We start from the raw sequence: 22,297 nt of genomic DNA, 5'->3' as shown, positions 1-22,297 counted from the left end.
CTAAAACTTTCTTTTCTACTGCTTCATACATGTGGGTTTAAGTGCAACATTTGGTTTGTTATCTCAGGGACGAACGGTGAGTATTTTTTTCCCTTTTGCCGGCTCGCTTAATTTAAAGTGAATATTGCTTTCCTCTAAAATCTCGAGCACCGCTGCCAGATTTGAATTTCTGTAAATACCGCCATTGTATAATTTTCCAGGAAACTTTCCTTCAAATACAACATCTACATTGTACCATCTGGAAACCTGCCGCATGATGCTTCGGATATCAGCATTTTTAAAATAGATCTTTCCGTTTTTCCAGGCCAGTGCGCTTTCCAGGTCGGCAGGCTGCAGCTGCATATTTCCAGCCGAAGAAAGTACGGTACGCTGTCCTGGGGCTATGGTAAGAGCGTTACCGCCAGATGTAACCTTAACCCGGCCTTCTTCCAAAGTGGTAATTACGTTAGCCTCGTCTGTATAGCTGTTGATATTAAAATGGGTACCCAATACGGTAACTTCCTGTTGCCGGGTTTTTACAATAAAAGGATGGGCTTTATCTTTTGCTACTTCAAAGTATCCTTCCCCGGTCAGTTCAACGGTACGCTCTTTTTGATCGGCAAACGAAGTAGGGTATTTTAGCGTCGATGCGGCATTCAACCATACATTGGTGCCGTCGGCCAGCTTGACCTGATATTGACCGCCTTTAGGTACACTGATTGTGTTGAAAGCTATTTCGACTTGTTCACTATTTATACCGGGCTCATAAGTAATACGTCCATGTTCATCTTTCCGAACTTCAGTACCGGCCTGGGCTGCGATAGTCCCCGCTTTGATTTGATCAAGGCTAATTGTTTTTCCATTTGCAAGGGTCAGGGTTGCTCTATTTGTTCCCGGTGGTACAGAGGATGCCGCAATTTGTGGTATTTCTGTATGAGGAGCAGTTGGCCTGTTTAAATAAAGCAGTGTTCCGCAAAGGATAACGAATAGGGCTGCAGCAGCAGTAAGCTTAATCCATAAGGGTAGCCTTCGGATATTCTTATGCTCTTTCGCTACTATCCTGGCTTTTAGCTTTTGGTGCATCCGGTCCCGGATCACGAGCGGATTTGCGGCATAGCCTTCCGGAAGTTCCAGCAGGCTGTCCTCAAAATGCTCATACCACTGATCATAGTAGGCTTGTTCGGCAATGGTCTGCTTCCTGTTCCTGATCTTATGGGCAATTTCCAATAATAATTCCCAGTTGTATCCGCTTTGCATAAGGTGGTCTTTACCTTATAGTCAGCATTTTTTAACACAACCCTTGCCCGAAATGTTTTTTTATTTGGATAGCAAATCTGATCCGGTAAGAAAAAGCAAAAGGCCCGGTACGGCAACGCCAAGGCTACCCCGCAGCTCTTTAAGCGCTTTGCTCATATGCCCCTCTACTGTCTTTTCCGAAATATCAAGTTCTGCTGCAATCTGCTTATTGCTCAAATGCTGCTCCCGGCTCAACCGGAAAACGATCTTGCATTTTTCCGGCAGGCGTTTTATAACTCCTTCGATCTGTTCCCTCAGTTCTCTTTCAAAAGCATAATCTTCCGGTGACGGGGAAAGCAATAGCGTGTAGTCCGGCAGTTGTGCATCCCGGCTCTGTTTGCGGTAAAGGCGATCCATGAGATTAATTACCCTGTATTTTACGGCAACAGCGAGATAAGCAGATAGCGAATGTTTTAATTCAAGGGTGAGCCTATTTTCCCATAAACGGAAAAAGATATCCTGGACAAGCTCTTCCGCTTCTTCAGGGGCATTCAGGCGCTGGCAGGCTTTGGAGAGTAGTTTGTCCCAGTAACGGAGATAAAGTGCAGATAATGCCTTTTCATCATCCTGTTTAAGAAGATCGACCAGGGCGGTATCAGAAAGGGCTTTGTAATTATCCACGGGATTTAAACCAGTTATGCAAACTTTAATTTGTTTAACTAATATAAGCATTTTTTTACGCTTAATAAAATCTTGTGCTTGCTGGTATTAAATTTACGGCCCATTCCAGGGCCGTAGTCTTTAATGGTTTTATTGGTAAAAAATTCTGATCTGAAGCTGGCCTGTCACTTTCACGCCATTGTTAGGCTCAAATGTGTATATTAGAGCATTACCCTTTTCCAAAAACTTCGCGCCGATTGTCTGCAATGGAAATTCGATTTTAATAGGTAGCTGATTTTCGATACTGTCTGCAACTTCGGTTGAAATGCTGTCGATAAACTTAGGGTCGATAAGCTGAAGATAGCTGGCCTGGTTACTGTCCAGTGCGAAATTATCGGCAATCCAGTTTTTAAACGCTGACCGGATCAGTGCAGTCTCAATTTTAAGGTTCGTGTCGGGAAGGGCATATAATTCTGATTCTTTAGCGGCTACGCCATCTTCGGTAAAGGGTTTTTTGATCATAAGTAAAATGTTTTAGTGAAATAATTCTTAACTAATATCGTTTTTTAAAGAATCAAACATGGCCGTGTAATTTACGTTTTACATTTGGCTGGAAAGACCGGAAACCCTCATGAGTGAACTCGCCCTAACCAGGAATCAAACTGTTAAATACAAAGACCTGTATTTACGGTTTGCCTTATGTCTTATAGCTTCCCATATCCTGATCGTTTACGGAGAGCGGTTGACTGCATTTGAGATGATGCTGCTTCCACAATACTATTATGCCGTATTGAGCAGTGCTGCAATCGCCCTGTTTATTTTCAGTATCATAAGATGGATCGTGATAAAACTTGACGGTAAATTTGCCTGGAACGACTTGCCGCTGCAACGTTTTGGCATGCAGCTATTTTTCGGCCTTCTGCTCCCGGCCATAGGTGTGTTTCTATTAGTTGCTTTTTATTTCAAGGTCAGAGGGTATGATGTAATGAAAACAAATTACCTCCGTTATGATTTCCAGGTAGTAATAATGCAGCTGATCCTGATCAACCTCTACTATGTTGCCTACTACTTTTTTGAACAGCTGTCGCACACGCGCAGGATTTTATCCGATGTACTTCAAAATAAGGCTGAATCCGGATCGGATAGAAAGGAAACTTTTATGGTGAATAAGGCAGACGCTAACCTTATTATCCATATCGATGAAATAGCTTATTTTTTTCGGGATGAGGATACCAATTATCTGCGCACAATTACAGGGGAAGATTATTTTGTGAACAACTCCCTGGATGAAGTACAGCAACAACTTTCCACTGAAAAATTTTTTAGGGCAAACCGACAGCTTATCCTGCATCGCCAGTCTTTGAAAGGTTTTAACCTCTTGGAATTTGGCAAATTGCAAGCTGACCTCACCCCTGCTTTGAAAGGTGAGGCTATCATAAGCCAAAAGCGGGCACGGGATTTTAAAGTCTGGCTGGATAAATAGCTTCCGACTTGCTCAATCTGGTTTAGATTGAGAAATCAATCCAGCAATATCTGCTACGACCTTTTGAACAAACCGGTTTAAATTCTGTTCCTATATAGCGGATTGGGTTTGAAAGCCCCAAGTCGCAATCTTAGTTCTCTGAGCGTTGAGCCGGGTTTCTACCCGGCTTTTATCATAACTAAATAACTTGATTCAGCCTCGAAATACAAATTATCGGTCTGCACAGGTATATATAGAGGTGATTAAGTTCAACTTGATTGTGCATATTGGAACCATTCGTTTAGAGATGATTTAGAAAAATTACAAGCAAAACAGGGGTATTCTGTGGGGAAAACGCGAAAATTGACCCCTCCTATCCAGAAGAAAATGGGTCAATAATATTGGTTACCGCTGACATTTTAGCTAAAGTCATTTTTCAGTCCTAAGCGATAATCTAACTTATTTATAGAATGTTTGTTATATGTTAGCAATGCAATTTATTACATTGATCATTGGGATAATGTAGTAAAGTTGGGTAGCCTGCAATGATGACATTAAAAATAAAATTCTTAAAATGGTGAAACGTGGATTGGTCTGGTTCAAAAATGATCTGAGGGTGCATGATAACGAGGCCTTGGTTAGGGCGCATGAGGAGTGCAGCGAACTGCTTTGCTGCTACTGTATCGAAAGTTCAGATTTCGAGACACTCGAGCTGGGTTTTAGGAAAATGGATATCAATAGATTCGTGTTTTTGAAACAGTCCATCGCTGATCTGAAGCATAACCTGAAACTATTGGGCGGGCAATTATTTATCGGATCGGATTCAGCGCTTATTACCTTACCTGAGCTCGTAAGCAAATATGGCATTACCGACATTTATGCGGAAACACAATATGCCAGTTATGAGCTAGACCTTGTTGATAAGGTAATTGCAGCATTGCCGGAAATCGAATTCCATTTTTATTGGGGCAAGACCCTTTATCATAAAGACGATATTCCGTTTGAAATTTCCAAAATCCCATTATCCAGCAAGGCTTACAGGATACCTGCGGCAAAGAAGTCTGAACCCCGAAAGGTTTTTGGAATATCTAAGAAGATAACTCCGGTGAAAAATGTAAAGAGCCATGCCTTTCCTTCTTATAGTAAATATGGTTTCGATAAATCAGAATACGACCAGGCTGCACCATTTCTGAAAGGCGGTGAATCCGCCGCGCTAGAAAGGCTGCAATACTATACTTTCAAATCCGAACTTTTAACTGGCTACAGGTGGAGCAGGAACAGGTCAGACGGACTGGACTATAGTTCAAAACTCTCTCCATACCTGGCACTGGGCTGCATTTCGCCCAGGGAAATATATGAGAAAGTGGAAGCCTACGAAAAGGAAATTAAAAAGAACCAGAGTACCTGGTGGCTCATTTTTGAACTGGTCTGGAGAGACTACTTTACTTTCAAGGCAATGCGCCTGGGAACTTCGATCTTTAAGACAGCAGGCTTTAAAAATAAGGATAGGGAATGGGAAAATGATCCAAAGAAATTTGAGCGATGGTGCTCGGGAACTACCGGCATTCCTTTCATCGATGCCCATATGCGGCAATTAAACCAAACGGGTTTCATGAGCAACCGCGGTAGGGTGAACTGTGCAAGCTATTTCGTTTATGATCTTAAACTGGACTGGACCTGGGGTGCAGCTTATTTCGAATCAAAACTTATAGATTATGACGTTACCTCCAACTGGATGAACTGGCACATGCAGGCTTTCGAAATATGGTATACCAATCCCGTCCATCAATCCAACAAGTATAAGGCGCAGGATTTCATCCGCCGATGGATACCTGAACTTTCATCTTGCAACGACATCGAGGTTTTAATCCCCTGGGAATTCGAGGTTCCCCAATATCCCAAACCGATAGAAATTTTTAGTAAGTGGATCCGTGCCATCAACCTGATCATGAAAAATAAAAGCTGATCATGCGGGATAATGCAGGATACAATATCTGATTTAGATCCAATATTTTCCTACGCTCCCATCCCGTAAGCTGATTCTACATTCCCGAAAGCTCACCTGCATCTGATACTAAGACGAATTCTATATAAATTCTTCAATAAAGATGTCATTCCTGAGCGACGTTTATTACTAATTAATCAATAAAATTTTCAGTAAATACTTGAATATCTGGATTTAATATTTTACATTTAATTAGGGACGAGTGACGACAGCATAGAAATAGCTCTCCGCCTAACCAAACAATTTTAAATTAAACCTCAAAACCAAAACTTATGGATCAGCCAACCAATGCAGACCAACAATCATCTATTCCAGCAGGCTGGGTAGGTGGTTTTTCACAAAATCCTCCCGATCAGCCTTATCCGGAACCGGATCTCCTTTCCTCATTGAAATTTCAGGACAATCTTGACAACATTTCCAAAATTAATCGGATGCTCAGGGCAAGGTGGCCTGAATTTAGCTGGGAGGTTAAAAATGGCGATTCTTCCACAAGAATGTACCAAATGTTCGCACCGGATATTTCAAGGCTCGGCTACGATAATTATGGCCAGGTATGGTCTATCATTTGCCCTCAGCAAGGGGTTTATTTCCCATCTGCAGGCGTTACCATGAATATCGAAGTTACGGTAACCGGTAACAGGGGCTGGATTGACGAGATGGCGCCTAAGAATGAATTATTTGCAGCCGATATTAAAGTCAAACCGACAATCTGGTTTAGTTCAGATGATACTGAAGGCTTCTTATGGCGACAGCTGTTAAAGCTTAACAACCTATGGTCAGAACAATTGCCTTTAAGTAAAGCCCAGGGAGTAAGGATTACTACGACTGGTGAAAACGGGCAGGATGATTTTGTGCGGGTTACTATGGGAACATATCCGCAGTGGCCATTTCCTGCGAGGGCAGATCACACCAGTGATTATGCTTGGGCTGTGGCGCACCTGGCAGTCATTATAGGCGGCATTGTCCCATCTTCTGATTTAAAGGTACACGAATTCAATACCAAAGTTATGGAACTGTTCAACCTGGGATCAGGTAACCTGCTACAGGAAAACACTAGCCTGATATGGAATCTTTGGGCAGGATCTCCCGAATTGGTAGATCAGCAGGAATGGCAGAACCATGCAACTTACTGGCGCAATTCTATTGATGTAAACCATCAACCTGCTGAAGGTGCAGGAACTGCAATTACAGACATCAACGGCAATTTATTTATACCCGATCAGGTAGCCCTGGATTTGAAAATTGCTGAATTTGGAGCCTGGATCGCTTACCAGTTGTTATAGACATCTTGTTATGAATACTTTGAACTAATAAATTTTATTATTGTTGCTACTATACCAATGAGATGATGTAGTCATTCATCGGTATGTAAATTTCTGTGATGATTAGCCGGGTTTCTACCCGGCTATTATCTTTACATCAGTTTATTGGTTTCATTTCCTATGTCAAAGCAATTATGGACACCGCGTTGTTTTTTATTGTAAAACTCCTGTAATGCTGTTCCCCCATACATGCAATATCCCTGCTTGCAAATCAAAAATCATGAAGTAAAATAGTGTACCGCGGATAGTTGGTTCAATTATTTACCCTTGCACTTTGTATATAAATTGACTAAAATTGCTGTTATTGTTAACATCAACTATCGGTTCGTGGAAAAAGTGAAAGTAAAACGGGTATTCGGCAACGCGGAGTTTGTTGGCCCGGCTAAGAAGTATGGTTTAAAATTGGGTCACCGTTATCAGATACGGATTGCTTACCTGGTAGATTCTGGAAGCCTGCAGCTACATCTCGATACCCAGGAAACTTTATTCTTTATTGATTACTTAACGCAACATGCCTTCGATAAAGAATGGATAGATTTTAAAAAGATATCCAAGAAAGCCTATGAAGAAAGCTCGTCTAATTATTGATTTGAATGCAGGTTAAATATAAATGAAATACAAACTTTTTCTGCGGTAACTGGTTTATTCTGTACTTAATCTCATAAAATGGAAAACGATAAAGAAATTGTCAGCGACCTAAAAGGTCTTGTAAACATCCTCAACGATGGTAAAGAAGGCTATGAATCCGCCGCAGAAGCAACGGATAATGTAGCGCTTAAAGCACTGTTTGGTAAATTTGCAGCTCAAAGAGCAGAGTATGCCCAGGAATTAAAAAGTCATATTGTTATACATGGCGGAGATTCCGATAATACAGATGGCGGCATATTAGGGGCCCTTCACCGTACCTGGATCGATATCAAACAGGCCTTGAGCAGTAAAGAAGATACTGCGATTCTGGAAGCTATCACTACAGGTGAAAAAGCGGCATTGGAAAAATATGATAATGCCCTGCAGAATTATCAGGAACATGCAGACCACTTTGCCCTGCTTGAAAAACAAAGAGCTGGTATTGCTGAAGCTTTGGCAGAGATAGAATCACATTAAATACTACGAAACAATAAAGCCGGTCAAGCCGGCTTTATTGTTATATCAGTAGTTTGTTATTGCGATCAAGAGTGCTAAAACACTTCTGCATTTTAAAAAAATGAATTTTTATTTACGCGCTACTCTTCTTTGTAAATGTCAAACCTGGCAAATGGAACCTTGCCAAAATCCTTCATCGTTTTGACATCAGTCTTTGTTTGCTCTGGCTCCGTAGCATGAAAACTTTCTCCTCCATCTTTGTAAAGAAAAAAATTATTATCAGCAGGTGAATATTTAAATGTGACGATCCTGGTCCAGCGCCAGCCGCTGCCTCCATAATGTTCGACAGAAAAATAACCGTTCTTGATCGTGATGCCGGTAAAGGGATCTCCCATCTGACCTCCGCAGTCTACACAGTACACAGCATTGTCACTTCGGGCTAAAAGTTTGTAAGCATTATTTTTTTGACCGGTAAGAATCAGCAGCGGTCGTCTTTCCGGATGCCCGGAAACATCTGAAGTATTTTCTTCGCCGATTTTGTACAGCACCAGAATGGCATCCAGATAATTATCCCTGTTGAGGTCACCTTTGGTAAGGTCAAGTGCTTTATATCCTTTGGGAATAAATTGCTTTAGTGCTGCAGGGACTACGATCTCTTCTTTGGGGGCTTGGGCATTGGCCCTGAAGCCAATCGCTACCAGCAGACAGGCCAGGCAATAAGTAAAATGTTTCATTCAATAAAAATAGTGTTATTATATGCAGCGGACAGGTTAACTTTAACTAATTGATCTTAAAGTGTTATTGAGGTTATCGGGACAGGTTTATTATGGTAAAAATTGCGATGTCATCTTTGCCGGCTATACCCAGTTCTCCGTATCGCGTACTTCCTGATCCCCACATTGTGCCATCGGTTTTAATGATGAGCGAATGATAATCACCGGCAGTAACCTGGGCCACATTGTCTGCTACCCTGGTGAAGCTGGTCTTATCCGGGCCTTCGACACCAAAGGTTCCGTAGCTATTGTAACCGGACGCCCACAGGCTGTTATCCGTCTTGATGACCAATGAAAAAAAGCGGCCGCCCGCAAGCCCTGTTACGTTGTCCATCACTTTGGTAAAGGTAGTGCGCTGCAGTTTATCGCCCAGCCCTAGCTCGCCATAATCATTGCTGCCTGCAGCCCATAAACTATTATCCGTTTTTATGATCAGGGAATGATATTCCAAAGCCTTTACCGCTTTTACACCATCCATGATTTTTATAAAACCGTCCTGGTCGGTCGTATTTCCGGTACCGAGTTCCCCTTCGATATTTCGGCCTAATGCCCAAAGACTGTTGTCAGTCTTTAGAAGCAATATATGACCCATTCCAGCAGATATTGAAAGAACATTATCCGCAATCTTTGTGTAGGCGGAGATGACATCAGCTTTTGAAAAGCCTGTGCCAAACAGGTTCCGGTGGTTAAAGCCCACTGCCCATAGTGAATGATCAGCTTTGATAATAAAACCGTTTTCTGTGCCCGCCTCGATCTGCACAGCATTGTCAAATACTTTGATAAAGCGCCCATTCGGTTCAACATTGCCGGTACCCAGCTCTCCAAATCCATTGCTGCCGGAAGTCCAGACGCTGTTATCATTTTTTAAAATAAGAGCCCTGGAATCTTTTATCGAGATATCTTTCGCCTGGTCCGATACCTGCACAAACGATTTCTGCACACCACTTGCACCGGTTCCCAAAACCATGCTGCTGTTCTGCCCCGTCGCCCAAACGTTGCCTTTATCATCCAGGCTTAAAGTGTTGGTCAATGTAGTAGACACCTTTTGAAAATGGGAGTCGGCAACAGGTAAAGGATCATCTTCCACGTTTGTTTTTTTGCAGGAAGAAAGCGCGGCTATAATGGTTATAAAAAAAAGGACATTGTAAGTGTGGGGATATTTATGGATGCGGGACAGATTAGATAGCATTACATCTTGAATTTAAGTTCCCTTATAAACCTTTCCGGTGTATCTTTTGTTTGGGATGAACGCCAATATAATTTTGGGAAAAGAGTTTTGCTAGCAGTGTAAATATTGATTCCGATAAATAAAGCGCCAGGTCTAAGTGTTCTGGGAATATGAAAAATCTACACTTGATACTTAGTACCTTGATTTTATTATCACTGGGTTCCACAAATGGCTTTGCGCAGCAGTTGGAATCCAGGATGAAAATCCAGCTAAAGATCCAGGCAGGCGGCAAAGAAATTATTACCTCCCTGAACAGTGTCAGCACCTCTATATCCCGTTATGAGGCTGATCCCGCCCGGACAGGCGGTGTGAAAGGTGGGGTTAAAGATTCTGTAAAGAAAGGCTAGGATAAGACCCAATCATCTTTGACTGGACAAAATTCCTTTTATCTGCTACTGGATACCAAGGAAATGTCGGATCAGCTGCTTTCGGTTCTCCAAAAACGATAGCCGGTTTTAATGGGACCATTACGGTGACAAATACCTACGGCAAGCTGCCAACCAGGACCTTATCGTGTTCACAGGCAAGCATGAGTTCATACTCAGACCGGTTTTCATCAGGATATTATGCAGAAACATTTGGAAGTGCATCACTTTCCATCATCTGCAGATCAATTTCTACAAATGGGATTAATATTGAGCAGTAGACATATGCGCAGTATTTAACATGACTTTATCGTAATCTAACTCCTCAACATAAATAAGTCAATGAGAAAACCACCCTTGATAAGGGTGGTTTTTTAAGGAATAAATAAATTCCGGTAGCCATTTAGATGCAAATGAATGAAACGATTCTAGAATGCCGATAATAAACACTCTAATTTCCAATGGGATTGAAACTTATGCGACCAATGCTTTGATCCTTTTTTCGAGATCGGCAATATCAAAGGGCTTCGAAATGAAATCATCAGCTAACGAATCGTTTAACGCAGTCTGATTACTGACGCCTGCAGACATTAAAATTACAGGAATACCTGAAAAACGTTTATCTGATTTCAAGTCCTTGCATACCTCAGCGCCATTGCCATCAGGTAAATTGATATCCAATAACACCAGATCGGGCTTTGATGCAGCAATCCGGTCCTGAAAATCATTTACGGTCGGGCTACAGGCGATTCTAAAACCGCTATCCTGCAATATAAGTTCAATTATTTCCGCAATATCTTTATCATCCTCTAAAACAAAAATTAAGTTTTTCATTTGTAGTCTTCAATTTTCATAGGGTTCGTAGGAGCAGGCCCCTATTTTAGGTTATTATCTAAATTCAATAACATTAAAAACTGGTTAATTGTTACCCTTTTTTGAAAAAATATTTTGCCAGGGTTATTTTAATGTTTATGAAGGCCCTATCTGTATTTATTTAGGATAAGTATGGTCCAAAATGATAGCTACTTTTTGTGAAGATGAAAGACACAAAAGTTTAGTCAAATCCCTGTCATTAAAATGATGTAACCACAATGTGTTCAAAGGTTATTTATAGGTCGAAGATATTCTTATGTTGCGTAAACCGGTAGCCACAACACGATGGTTGCATTTTGCGAAACAATTCTGTTATTTTATATTTGCAATCTGAAAATATAAAGAATTGCCGGAGCTAATTATCCGGTGTGCTGATGATAAATTTTATTAATTCGATGGGCAGCAAGGCGCTGCTGGACATTTTGATGATGTCGATGGATGCCACAGCCATTTATACAGGCCCGGAGCTTACCATACAGTTAGCGAACGATGCTATGCTTAAGCTTTGGGGCAAAGATAGATCTATACGGGGGCAACGTTTCGAAGATGCACTTCCGGAAATGAAAGGCCAGCCTTTCCCTGAATTACTGAAATCAGTATGGCGTACCGGAGAAACATACGAAGCCAGGGACACCGCTGCAACGCTTGAGATCAATGGCAAGCTGGTCACATCCTATTTTGACTTCGTGTACAGGGCCATCAAGGACGAAAATGAAAACATCATCTGCATCTTGCATTCTGCAAAGGATGTTTCTGCCAGGATCATAGCCTGGGAAATGGTAGCGCAAAAAGAAGCCAGAGAAAAAGAGATCAATGAAGAGCTCCATACGGCCAATGAGCAGCTTTCGGTCCTCAATGAAGAGTATCAGGCTTCAAATGAACAATATCACGCGCTTAATGAGGAATACCAGGCCACTAACGAAGAACTCAATGCTTCTAATGAAGAATTCGCTGCTTTGAATGAAGAATTCCAGGTAACCAATGAGGAGCTTAGCCTTGCCAATGAAGAGCTTAATGCCAGCCGTACTGTTTTAAAAGATGCCAATCTCAAACTCGATGCGCTAAATGCTGCGCTTCATCTGGACAACGTTCAATTGGCAGCAGAAACCAAAGGGACCCTGGCCCTTTTGGCCGACGCCCCTATTGCTATTGCTCTACTGGACGTCAAGGACTATCGTATCATCAGCGCTAATGCCTATGCTTTAAAACTTTGGGATAAAGATATATCGATTTTGGGTAAGCGCCTGGCGGAGGTGTTGCCGGAACTTGGTGAACAGCATTTTATCCATAATGTTAACAAGGCCTTATCTGAACAGACGGTAATTTACAGCGATTCAGAAAGGGTTTTATTGCCAAAGTCCGGCGAACTCACACCCTACTATTTCAATATCGTTTATAAGCCTGTCTTCGGGGCTGATGGTTCTGTATCTGCAGTAATGGTGGTTGCCAGCGATGTATCTGAACAGACCATGGCTGCCCAGGTCGTGTCGGAATCCAGGGATCGCTTATCACTGGCACTTTCCACCGGAAAGCTGGGATCTTATGAACTGGATCTTTCGACCCACAAAATGATATGCAGCGACCAATGCAAGGCTAACTTCGGAAAAGCTGCAACAGACCGGTTTGATTTCGCGGATCTGATGGAGAGCATTCTTCCTTCCTTCCGCAACGATGTGCAGAAAAATATCGAGGATGCAATAAAACTCCACGAACTTTACGAAGCAGAGTATCAGGCCAGGCTACCCGACGGTTCGGTAAGATGGATACATGCTTCCGGGAAAGCCAATTATGACGGCACAGGTAAACCTCTGACCATGACCGGCGTTACCAGGGATGTAACGATGCAGAAACACTACGAACAGCGACAGGATGATTTCCTTACTGTAGCCAGCCATGAGCTTAAGACACCGATTACGGTTCTGAAAGCTAACTTTCAATTGCTGGAAAGAATGAAAGATAGTATCTCTCCCCAGATTGCAGTAAAGCTGATCGAATCTGCAGGCAATAGTCTGGAAAAATTTAATGTCATGATCAATGAACTCCTTGATGTCACCCGGCACAGAGAAGGTAAGCTCAAGTTAAATAAATCAAAATTTAACATCGGTCATCTGCTCAAAGGCTGTTGCGACCACGTGAGGCTTGCTGGCAGCCACGAGCTTATCATTCGCACGCCGGATATTATGGTGTATGCCGATGAGCACCGGATCGATCAGGTACTCGTCAACCTGGTTAATAATGCAGTAAAATATTCTCCTGCCGGAACTGCAATATTTATTACCGGTGAAAAAAGAAATGACTTGGTAAGAATATCAGTAAAAGATCAGGGTAATGGGATTAAGGCTGAGCAGATCCCTCATCTCTTTGACCGCTTATGGCAGGCAGCCGATCAAAGTACAGAATACAATGGCCTGGGCATGGGGCTTTATATTTCTTCGGAGATCATTCAACGTCATGGTGGCAAAATGGGTGTAGAAAGCGAACTCGGGAAAGGAAGTGAATTCTGGTTTGAAATTCCATTGGCGTAAATAGGACCCAGGATCTTGCAGTTAATATATTTCTGCAGAAATCTGATCTATAGCGTATTGAAGGATTATTCACCGAATTTATCATAGATGAAGATCCTGATTTTGTGTATTGCTCCTAAAGGATATAAATGCATTAAGCCTTCAAAACTGAGAAGACTCTTTCTACACAGCGACAATAGAACCGAGCATGAAAAATTTTGCGATGATCGTCCTTACCTTCCTGACCTTAAATAGTGCTTTTTGTCAGGAAAAACTAGTTAAGGATATTGATTTTGATAAGGTGATGGATACGGTTTACCTGGATGCCAATACTTCTGAGCTTATCTGCCGGTTATCGGGCTTAGGCTTTAAGAAGATAAAAAGTGATCCTATGGAAACAGCTGGTGATAATTATCAGATCAAGAGTACCAAAAATGGTTTCGAGTACCAATGCAACTGGATGCGTGCAGGATTTGCCGCCCAGTTCCGTTACGATAAGGTTGCAAAGAAAGTGCAGCTTATCGGTATGAGCCGTTATGAATTTGGGAATGCAAGTAACGATGGCAGCGGGGAATCCAGCATAAATCTTTTGACTACAGATTACATCGGCAACTGGAATTATTTCGATCAGGATAAAATGAAACTTGTGAAGATACCAGCTATCAAAAGTAAGATGCCAATGAAAACAGTTTTTCTGGAAGATTTCAGTGAAGGAACTTACACACAATACGCAGACAGGTGTGCTGAACTATATAATAAGAACAAAAAAAGATTGCTAAATAAATAAAATGAAAAAGACCAACTGTATTAACAGATGATCTCTTTCCAACCATTGCAGGGACGGCGGGTCCCTTAAATGAATTCTAAAGATAGAAATAATCTTTTAGACTGAACCGACTTTATTTTACGAAGGAATTATCGATCTAAATTATTTGAGCCGGGCATTACTTGCAAACGCTTAAAATATCTTAATTACTATTGTATTCTTTTTAATATCAGTTTTTGGCATACAATATGCTGATTACTTAAACCAACAGGTTGTAGAAGTCCTGTGGTAATAAATTGCTTCAAAATGGGTATTGCTGGATAGCAATTGCCCATTTTATTTTAACGAAGAAACCTTGAATGAAAACTAATGTCAAAAATCAGATCGACCTTTATTTGATTATCATGTGAAATACAGGCAGGCGAAATTCAAGCGATGATTTAATGATGTTTTTAATCAGCATGCAAATTAATTAGGAATTACAATTGGTGCCGAGTACTATCATAGACAAATAATTACACTCCTGTTACTAATTTATTTAGTAATAGGTGCCAGATTTGGTAACTTTGGGATATGTGTACAAAAGCAGTAAGAGTAGATGCGCGTGCGATGTCAACAAGGTTGAATGTACCAATTATCAATTCCAGGACATCAGTATCTTCCGGTCAGAAAGCGGATGATGCTCAAAAACAGGAAACACTTCCTACAGATTATACTCCGGTCATCACCATCCAGCGTCCACGGGAGATTCAATATATGCGATGGGGCCTCGTTCCTGCCTTCGCAAATGATCTAAAGGAATATGCCCCTATGCTCAATGCCAGGGCGGAAACCTTATTCACCTTGCCATCTTTCAGGGATCTGGTAATGACTTTCAGATGCCTTATTCTTAATGAAGGTTTTTACGAAAGCGAAGTGATAGGTAATGAACGGGTCAACTGGCTGGTGAAGCCTGCCCAGGAAGATTACTTTTATAAGGCAGGGCTCTGGACCACATGGCGCGATCCGCAGTCTGGTGATTTGACTGAAAGTTTTACGATGATCACCTGCGATCCAGGTAGTTCTGAATTCGGAAGGATACACGACCGGATTCCGATTATCATGAATAAAGCGGAGCGCAGGCTTTGGATGAATCCTTCAGCGACAAAGGATCAGCTGATAGGATTGCTTAAGCCATGTGACCCGTCGATGTATCATATTACCGAACATAACCGCAAACAGGTTCGCCCAAAGCGTTCCGATAAAGGTCAATCGGGTGGCCCTACCTTTTTTTAATTCAGGTTTTAGCTTGGAGCGCCTTGATATCGGCATGGATCTTTCTCACCATAGATGCGATGCTTTGTATATCCTGGGCCTCCGGAATATCGCGGGTATGGTAGCTGTAGTATTGCCACAACTCTAACACATCAGGTATGGGCACAACATAGGGTTTATAGACAGGATTCAAAGATTCCATCAGTAAACCGTCGGTTTGCACCGTTACCCTCTTAAACACAAAGTCCTGTTCACCTTGTAATATGGCGATACAGAGGGTTTGCGGTTTTAAACTTCCCCAGTCTTCGATATACTGGCATACAATGTCACATCCGTCCGGGAAGGGCAGCATGGAATCACCTGTGGTCGGAAACATGCGAAAAGTTTTGCCCTTTGGCAGGGACGGCAGGCTGAATTTAGGAAGTGTGGCAATATAATCCGGATCATTAAAGCCCGAGCGATAACCGGCTTTCGCTTTAACAGGCACATATTCGAGATTCTCTTTGTTGTTTTTATCAACAGATATGGCCAGCACCCTTATCTTGCTCCCATTCATATAAACATCGTTGCCCGCTTCCAACTCCCTCAGTTTCAATTCGCCGAGTTTGGAAAGGTCTACCTTGAATAGACTGTCGATACTGACTTTGAAATAATTAGAAAAGTTAATTACATCTTCCGGCGCCGGCATCTGGGTCATCCCATTTTCGATTGCCGAGAGCTTTGCACGCTTGATTTCCAGGGCACCGGCTACGCTTTCCTGGCTTAATTTCCTGCGGTTTCTCAAGAATTTAATATTGCTGCCGAAAAAAACTTTTTGGTTATTCATTTTGTATTGCTATTATTGGTGTCAACGTTTTGACATTAATTATATCAAATGTAGTCAATTAATTTTAAATACAGTGAAACAGGCGGTAGAGAAAAGTGAGCTGATAGCGAAGTTGCAGAAAGAGATTCTTTCTCTGCAGGGATTCCGTACGGCATCCGATGACAAGCGGCTGCAGTTTGGTCTGGGCCCTTTGGAAAATGCTTTCCCCAACCATGTCTTTCCTACCGGCGCCGTTCATGAGTTTATAAGCCCGGGCACAGCAGAAGCCGCAGCCACTACAGGCTTCCTGGCAGGCATGCTCGGTACTTTGATGCAGGATAAAAAATCATGTGTCTGGATCAGCACACACAGGACCATTTTTCCACCGGGGTTAAAAGTTTTCGGCATTGAACCGGACCGGATCATTTTTATTGACCTGAACAAAGAGAAGGACCTGCTTTGGACTGTTGAAGAGGCGCTTAAATGCGAAGCACTTGCAGCAGTGGTAGCTGAGGTAAAAGAGATCAGCTTAACGGAATCCAGGCGGCTGCAGCTGGCTGTGGAACGGAGCCGGGTTACGGGTTTTCTGCACCGTTGCAATCCAAATAAAATAGAAAATATTGCCTGCGTTTCCCGCTGGCAGATAAGGCCCATTTCCAGTGAGCTGGAACCTGGGATGCCCGGGGTAGGCCACCCACGCTGGGACGTACAGCTGCTAAAGGTACGCAACGGAACTGCCGGCAGCTGGCAGCTGCAGTGGGCCGATGGCCGGTTTGAACATATCCCGGTATTGAGCAAGATACTTCCTTCAGCTTATATCAAAAAAACGGGATAGTATGGAGCGGCGATTTGCTTATATATGGTTTTGCCACCTGACAACAGATCAGCTGGCCATCCGGAAGCCAGAGCTGAAAGGTATTCCGTTTGTGCTTGCTGCACCGGAACGGGGCCGCATGGTTATCAGGGCTGTAAGTCCGGCAGCAAATGCCGCAGGTATTGTGGTAGGTATGGTGCTTGCAGACGCCAGGGCCCTTATGCCGGACCTTAAAATGTTTGATCAGCAACCTGGCAAGGAAGAAAGGCTGCTCCGCGCACTTGCAGCATGGTTCCTCCGCTATACACCAGTAGCTGCCATTGATCTACCTGACGGATTGATACTGGATATAACAGGATGTGCCCACCTTTGGGGCGGGGAGCAGAATTATCTTGAGGATATACTGGCGCGGCTCAGTGCTGCTGGTTACCATCTCCGCGCCGCCATCACAGATACCGTAGGGATGTCCTGGGCGGTGGCACGGTATGGAACGGGCAGGGTCATTATCGAACGGGGAGCACAAAGGGAAATATTAAAGGCAATGCCACCGGCAGGCCTAAGGCTCGCGCCGGAAATACTGGACCGCCTTAGCAAACTTGGGTTTTACCGGATCGGTAGCTTTATAGATATGCCCAGGGCGGTACTGCGCAGGCGCTTTGGGGTATCCATTGCTGAGCGCCTCGACCAGGCACTGGGATTGGTTACTGAAACGATAACACCAGTTCAGCCCGTGGTGCCTTTTGATGAGCGACTACCTTGTTTGGAACCCATACGCACCGCCAATGGTATCCAAATCGCTATCCGTAACCTTTTGGAGCAAATCTGCCTTCGCCTGCTCCGGGAAAACAAGGGGCTTCGTAAAAGCGTTCTGACCTATTACCGGGTAGATGGTGTGGTCCAAAAGATAGAAATCGGTACAAACCAGGCCGTACGCAATATGGAACACCTTTTCAAGCTCTTTGAACTAAAAATAAGCACGATCAGGCCCGGGCTGGGTATAGAACTTTTCGTGCTGGAAGCACCGATTGTGGAAGCGCTCAGCCGACAGCAGGAAACGCTATGGACTGCGGCACACCAGGAAGATACCGCGGTGGCCAATCTGCTGGACCGCGTAGCAGGCAGGGTCGGTGCCGGCGCAGTGCACCGTTACCTGCCCGATGAGCACCACTGGCCGGAACGTTCGTTAAAGCAAGCTGCTTCACTGGATCAGCAGCCGGACATACCCTGGCCTGAAGACCAGCCAAGGCCCGTGAGCCTGCTGCCGAAACCGGAGCCAATACAGGTCACCTCACCGGTACCGGATTATCCGCCCATGCTTTTCATCTACAAAGGAAAGGTACATAAGATCAGGAGAGCGGATGGCCCGGAAAGGATCGAGCAGGAATGGTGGATAGACAATGGGCTGCAAAGGGATTATTACTGCGTGGAAGATGAAAGCGGGGCAAGGTACTGGGTATTCCGCTCCGGCCATTATGATAGCGGAGCTACACAATGGTACCTGCATGGTTTTTTTGCATGATGAAAGGAGGCAATTGTGGGTTATACAGAGTTACAGGTTACAACTAATTTTAGTTTTTTAAAGGGGGCATCCCATCCCGACGAACTGGCCGAACAGGCCGCTGCATTGGGGTATAAGTCCATTGCCATTACAGATCATAACACACTTGCGGGTGTGGTCCGTGCACATGTGGCGGCTAAGGCTAAAGGGATCAGGATCATACCTGCCTGCAGGCTCGATCTTATGGATGGGCCACCGCTACTGGCCTATCCCACAGATAAGGATGCTTATGCCAATCTATCCGCATTACTTTCTGTAGGAAATCTCAGGACGGAAAAAGGGAAATGCGAACTATACCGGGCCGATGTTTATGCCCACGCAAAAGGTATAAAGTTTATTGCCCCGCCACCGGCAGCGCTCAATAAGCAATTTGATATTGACCCGTCTTATAAAAGTGCCGTCAAAGAGTATCGTGAGGCTTTTGGGCAGCAACTTTACCTCGGCGCATCATTTTCTTACCGCGGAAGCGATACAAAAAAGCTCTATCGGATCAACCAGTTTGGCGGGCAGCTGGGGATTCCGGTGGTAACGACCAATGATGTCTATTATCATGATCCACAGCGGCGGGAATTTCAGGATATCCTTACCTGTATCCGGGAAAAACGTACGATATATAACGCTGGATATCATCTTTACCAGAACGCTGAACGGTTCCTGAAGCCTAGAAAGGAGATGGAGCGGCTTTTCCGGATGTACCCGGATGCGATCAGGTATACGCAGGAAATAGAGGACGCCTGCCGGTTTTCGCTTGATGAGCTTAAATACGTTTACCCGGAAGAACTTACAAGCGAGGGACGCAGCCCGCAGGAGGAAATAACCTATCTTGCCTGGAAAGGGGCAAGTGCATTTTATGGCAGCAATATTCCGCAAAAAATTATCGCCTCTATTCATCATGAGCTGAAGTTCATCGAGGAAATGGATTTTGCTGCTTATTTTCTTACGGTTTATGATATTGTAAAGTTTGCAAGAAGCCAAGGCATCCTTTGCCAGGGTCGCGGATCTGCGGCTAATTCAACTGTTTGTTTCTGCCTGGGCATAACCTCTATTGATCCTACCAAGTTTGATCTGCTCTTTGAACGCTTTATTTCTTCGGCAAGAAATGAGCCACCGGATATCGATATCGACTTCGAGCACGAGCGAAGGGAAGAGGTTATCCAGTACATTTACAATAAATACGGCAGGGACCGGGCGGCCATTGTAGCTACAGTAACCCAGGTACATCAAAAAGGGGCAGTGCGCGACGTAGCCAAGGCCATGGGACTATCCACAGATGCAATTAACCGCCTATCCAAATCCATATGGGAGTTTACCGATGAATGGTTCGAGGGTAAGATCATTTCCGATAACGGCTTTAATCCCGGTGATCCGCACCTGATCAAGGTGCTGGACCTTACCCGGCAATATATGGGCTTTCCCCGTCAGCTCGGCCAGCATACAGGCGGCTTTGTGATCACCAGGGGCAAGCTAAGCGATCTTTGCCCCACCATGAATGCACGCATGGAAGACCGGACCTGCATAGAATGGAACAAGGACGACATAGACGCCCTGGGCTTCATGAAGATCGACGTACTGGCGCTGGGGATGCTGACCTGTATCCGCAAGGCGTTCGATCTTGCGAAAATGCATTATGGTCTTAACCTTACCCTGGCCAATATTCCGCAGGATGATCCGAAGGTCTATGAAATGATCCAGCGTGCCGATACCCTGGGCGTTTTCCAGATTGAGAGCCGGGCGCAGATGTCGATGCTGCCGAGGCTGAAACCCAAGAATTTTTATGACCTGGTTATAGAGGTAGCCATTGTGCGTCCCGGGCCGATACAGGGTGATATGGTTCACCCCTACCTGCGCAGGCGAAACGGCGAAGAAGAAGTTGTATATCCGTCAAAGGAACTCGAAGAGATCCTGGGCCGTACGCTGGGTGTCCCCCTTTTTCAGGAGCAGGCTATGAAAATAGCTATCGTTGCCGCAGGCTTCACTCCCGCTGAAGCTGATGAGCTTAGGCGCAGCATGGCCACCTTTAAAGCCAAAGGCCTGGTCAGCCGCTTTCATGACAAACTGGTAAGTGGCATGACAGCCCGTGGATATCCACAGGACTTCGCCGAAAGGGTATTTAAGCAGTTGGAAGGGTTTGGTAGTTATGGTTTTCCGGAAAGCCACGCGGCAAGCTTTGCCTTGTTGGTGTATGTTTCCTGCTGGCTTAAATGCCATTACCCGGATGTTTTTGCCACGGCATTACTCAACAGCATGCCAATGGGGTTTTATCAGCCCTCCCAGATCATCAGCGATGCCATTAAACACAACGTTCCTGTAAGGGAAATCGATATCAATTGCTCTAACTGGGATCATAGCCTGAAGCAGCAGGAAGGGAAATACCGGGCAATCCGTATGGGGTTCCGGCAGATCAAAGGCATTCGGGAAGATGATATAGCCAAACTGGTTGCAGGCAGAAAACAGGGATACAAGCATATCCATACTTTGTGTGATCAAGGTATAAGCCTGGCAACGCTGGAAAGGCTAGCGGATGCGGACGCTTTCCGTTCTTTGGGTATGGACCGGCGCCAGGCATTGTGGCACGTATCCGCACTTGCAGACCGTCCATCAGGTTTGTTCACGGGACATTATCAACCGGACGAACAGGAAAGTGCTATTCAATTACCTGCGATGTCACCGTCCGAGCATGTGATGCAGGATTATAAAAGTACGGCCTTATCTATAAAAGCCCATCCTGTAAGTTTCGTCCGCCGGCCTTTATTTGAACGCGGCATACTTTCAACCAAAGAACTGGAATTATGGCCCGATGGCACATTGGTCAAAGTAGCAGGTCTGGTCATGGTCCGCCAAAGGCCGGGAACTGCAGGCGGCGTGTGTTTCATTACCATTGAAGATGAAAGTGGAAATGCAAACCTCGTCGTATTCAAAAACCTGTTTGAACGCTACCGAAAGGAAATCCTGTATTCCACTTTACTAATGGTAGAGGGCAAGTTGCAGCGGGAGGGCGAGGTAACGCATGTAATTGTAAAGCATTGCCACGATCTGTCGTCACTTTTAAAAGGTCTGACCACGGAAGTAGAAACACCACCGCTACTTACCTTATCGCGTGGCGATGAAAATAACGGTGAAGTATTCCCTGCTGAAAATAAAAAGACACAGGTACGAAAAGCGGTGCAAACAGAACTTTTTCCTTCCAGAAACTTTAAATAATGGCCCATTTATGTTATTTTCAGGAAAATATGCAGGATCCGAAAAACATTGCTTCAACCATTTTATCAACCGCTATCCAACGCGGACCTGAAAAAACTACTTGTCCATCTGAAATTGCGCGCATGCTATTTCCCGGGGATTGGCGTAACCACATGAAGGAAGTACGTGATGTGGCAATCGATCTGCATAAGCAGGGTAAAGTAGTGATGACACAAAAGGGAATACCTGTTGACGTAGACCATATTAAAGGTCCGGTGCGCATTAAAATTATCTTATTTGACAAGAGTAAAACCTGATCCGAGAAGTGTCTATTTCTTCATAAATCACAAATAGATCAGATAATATTTGTCGGATTTGAATAAAATTATTTGTAGTTTTGGCACCCACTGTACCTATAGAATGACCGGTA

Annotated in this window: 20 protein-coding genes; 13 read left to right on the top strand and 7 right to left on the bottom strand. The window is 44.0% G+C overall.

Features of this window, described 5'->3' with window-relative positions:
* Positions 1-63 precede the first annotated feature (63 nt).
* The 3 genes from U859_RS0119130 to U859_RS0119120 form a co-directional block, all read right to left on the bottom strand.
* Positions 64-1,236: a FecR family protein gene (locus U859_RS0119130; RefSeq protein WP_025144930.1), complete on the bottom strand. Its 1,173-nt coding sequence runs from the start codon at positions 1,234-1,236 to the stop codon at positions 64-66.
* Between the two features lie 60 nt (positions 1,237-1,296).
* The gene (locus U859_RS0119125; RefSeq protein WP_051584736.1) at positions 1,297-1,947 is read right to left on the bottom strand and encodes an RNA polymerase sigma-70 factor; all 651 of its coding nucleotides are present in this window, start codon (positions 1,945-1,947) and stop codon (positions 1,297-1,299) included.
* 78 nt (positions 1,948-2,025) lie between these two features.
* Positions 2,026-2,397 carry a hypothetical protein gene (locus tag U859_RS0119120; RefSeq protein ID WP_025144928.1) on the bottom strand — a complete coding sequence of 124 codons (372 nt, stop codon included), beginning with the start codon at positions 2,395-2,397 and terminating at the stop codon, positions 2,026-2,028.
* A gap of 109 nt (positions 2,398-2,506) precedes the next feature.
* On the opposite strand from U859_RS0119120, the gene U859_RS31250 reads away from it, so the two are divergent.
* The 5 genes from U859_RS31250 (at position 2,507) to U859_RS0119095 (ending at position 7,768) form a co-directional block, all read left to right on the top strand.
* Positions 2,507-3,358 carry a LytTR family transcriptional regulator DNA-binding domain-containing protein gene (locus U859_RS31250; RefSeq protein WP_025144927.1) on the top strand — a complete coding sequence of 284 codons (852 nt, stop codon included), beginning with the start codon at positions 2,507-2,509 and terminating at the stop codon, positions 3,356-3,358.
* Between the two features lie 553 nt (positions 3,359-3,911).
* The gene (locus tag U859_RS0119110; protein ID WP_029985963.1) at positions 3,912-5,303 is read left to right on the top strand and encodes a DASH family cryptochrome; all 1,392 of its coding nucleotides are present in this window, start codon (positions 3,912-3,914) and stop codon (positions 5,301-5,303) included.
* A 311-nt stretch (positions 5,304-5,614) separates the two neighbouring features.
* Positions 5,615-6,625 (top strand): hypothetical protein, encoded by a 1,011-nt coding sequence (locus U859_RS0119105; protein WP_025144925.1) that lies wholly within the window; start codon positions 5,615-5,617, stop codon positions 6,623-6,625.
* Between the two features lie 366 nt (positions 6,626-6,991).
* On the top strand, positions 6,992-7,252 hold the full coding sequence (locus tag U859_RS0119100; RefSeq protein ID WP_162799995.1) for a hypothetical protein: 261 nt from the start codon (positions 6,992-6,994) through the stop codon (positions 7,250-7,252).
* A 78-nt stretch (positions 7,253-7,330) separates the two neighbouring features.
* Complete coding sequence (locus U859_RS0119095; protein WP_025144923.1) at positions 7,331-7,768, top strand: ferritin-like domain-containing protein; 438 nt, start codon at positions 7,331-7,333, stop codon at positions 7,766-7,768.
* Between the two features lie 119 nt (positions 7,769-7,887).
* Here U859_RS0119095 and U859_RS0119090 read toward each other — a convergent pair whose 3' ends face one another.
* Together U859_RS0119090 and U859_RS0119085 are read right to left on the bottom strand one after the other, a co-directional pair.
* A complete protein-coding gene (locus U859_RS0119090) occupies positions 7,888-8,481 on the bottom strand; it encodes a hypothetical protein (RefSeq protein WP_025144922.1) in 594 nt (197 codons plus the stop codon).
* Between the two features lie 73 nt (positions 8,482-8,554).
* On the bottom strand, positions 8,555-9,709 hold the full coding sequence (locus U859_RS0119085) for an RCC1 domain-containing protein (protein WP_025144921.1): 1,155 nt from the start codon (positions 9,707-9,709) through the stop codon (positions 8,555-8,557).
* Between the two features lie 149 nt (positions 9,710-9,858).
* Between U859_RS0119085 and U859_RS0119080 the strand changes: the two genes are divergently transcribed.
* Positions 9,859-10,095 carry a hypothetical protein gene (locus tag U859_RS0119080; protein ID WP_029985961.1) on the top strand — a complete coding sequence of 79 codons (237 nt, stop codon included), beginning with the start codon at positions 9,859-9,861 and terminating at the stop codon, positions 10,093-10,095.
* Positions 10,096-10,587: 492 nt separating this feature from the next.
* Here the strand turns inward: U859_RS0119080 and U859_RS0119075 are convergent, their stop codons facing one another.
* Positions 10,588-10,947: a response regulator transcription factor gene (locus tag U859_RS0119075; RefSeq protein ID WP_025144920.1), complete on the bottom strand. Its 360-nt coding sequence runs from the start codon at positions 10,945-10,947 to the stop codon at positions 10,588-10,590.
* A 413-nt stretch (positions 10,948-11,360) separates the two neighbouring features.
* Here U859_RS0119075 and U859_RS31245 point away from each other — a divergent pair, with 413 nt between their 5' ends.
* From U859_RS31245 to U859_RS0119060, 3 genes are all read left to right on the top strand, one after another.
* Positions 11,361-13,511, top strand: coding sequence for an ATP-binding protein (locus U859_RS31245; RefSeq protein ID WP_025144919.1), 2,151 nt, complete (start codon positions 11,361-11,363; stop codon positions 13,509-13,511).
* Between the two features lie 187 nt (positions 13,512-13,698).
* Positions 13,699-14,277 (top strand): hypothetical protein, encoded by a 579-nt coding sequence (locus tag U859_RS0119065; RefSeq protein WP_025144918.1) that lies wholly within the window; start codon positions 13,699-13,701, stop codon positions 14,275-14,277.
* A gap of 588 nt (positions 14,278-14,865) precedes the next feature.
* The gene (locus U859_RS0119060; RefSeq protein ID WP_162799994.1) at positions 14,866-15,531 is read left to right on the top strand and encodes an SOS response-associated peptidase; all 666 of its coding nucleotides are present in this window, start codon (positions 14,866-14,868) and stop codon (positions 15,529-15,531) included.
* Position 15,532: 1 nt separating this feature from the next.
* On the opposite strand, the gene U859_RS0119055 is transcribed toward U859_RS0119060, so the two are convergent.
* Entirely contained in the window at positions 15,533-16,336 is an 804-nt protein-coding gene (locus U859_RS0119055; protein WP_029985958.1) for an XRE family transcriptional regulator, read from the bottom strand.
* A gap of 1 nt (position 16,337) precedes the next feature.
* Between U859_RS0119055 and U859_RS0119050 the strand changes: the two genes are divergently transcribed.
* From U859_RS0119050 to U859_RS0119035, 4 genes are read left to right on the top strand one after another with little or no spacing between them, the layout of a single operon-like run.
* The gene (locus U859_RS0119050; RefSeq protein ID WP_240183074.1) at positions 16,338-17,150 is read left to right on the top strand and encodes an ImuA family protein; all 813 of its coding nucleotides are present in this window, start codon (positions 16,338-16,340) and stop codon (positions 17,148-17,150) included.
* A 1-nt stretch (position 17,151) separates the two neighbouring features.
* Positions 17,152-18,648, top strand: coding sequence for a Y-family DNA polymerase (locus tag U859_RS0119045; RefSeq protein WP_025144915.1), 1,497 nt, complete (start codon positions 17,152-17,154; stop codon positions 18,646-18,648).
* A 15-nt stretch (positions 18,649-18,663) separates the two neighbouring features.
* A complete protein-coding gene (locus tag U859_RS0119040) occupies positions 18,664-21,888 on the top strand; it encodes an error-prone DNA polymerase (protein ID WP_025144914.1) in 3,225 nt (1,074 codons plus the stop codon).
* Positions 21,888-22,184: a DUF3253 domain-containing protein gene (locus U859_RS0119035; RefSeq protein ID WP_240183073.1), complete on the top strand. Its 297-nt coding sequence runs from the start codon at positions 21,888-21,890 to the stop codon at positions 22,182-22,184. Before U859_RS0119040 ends, U859_RS0119035 begins: the two co-directional genes overlap by 1 nt.
* The last annotated feature ends 113 nt before the right edge of the window (positions 22,185-22,297 follow it).

This window comes from Pedobacter jeongneungensis, from assembly GCF_000633455.1.
In the GTDB taxonomy this organism is placed as follows: Bacteria; Bacteroidota; Bacteroidia; order Sphingobacteriales; family Sphingobacteriaceae; genus Pedobacter; species Pedobacter jeongneungensis_A.
The sequence above is the reverse complement of the archived record's forward strand: the minus strand, read 5'-3'. Positions and strand labels throughout refer to the sequence as shown.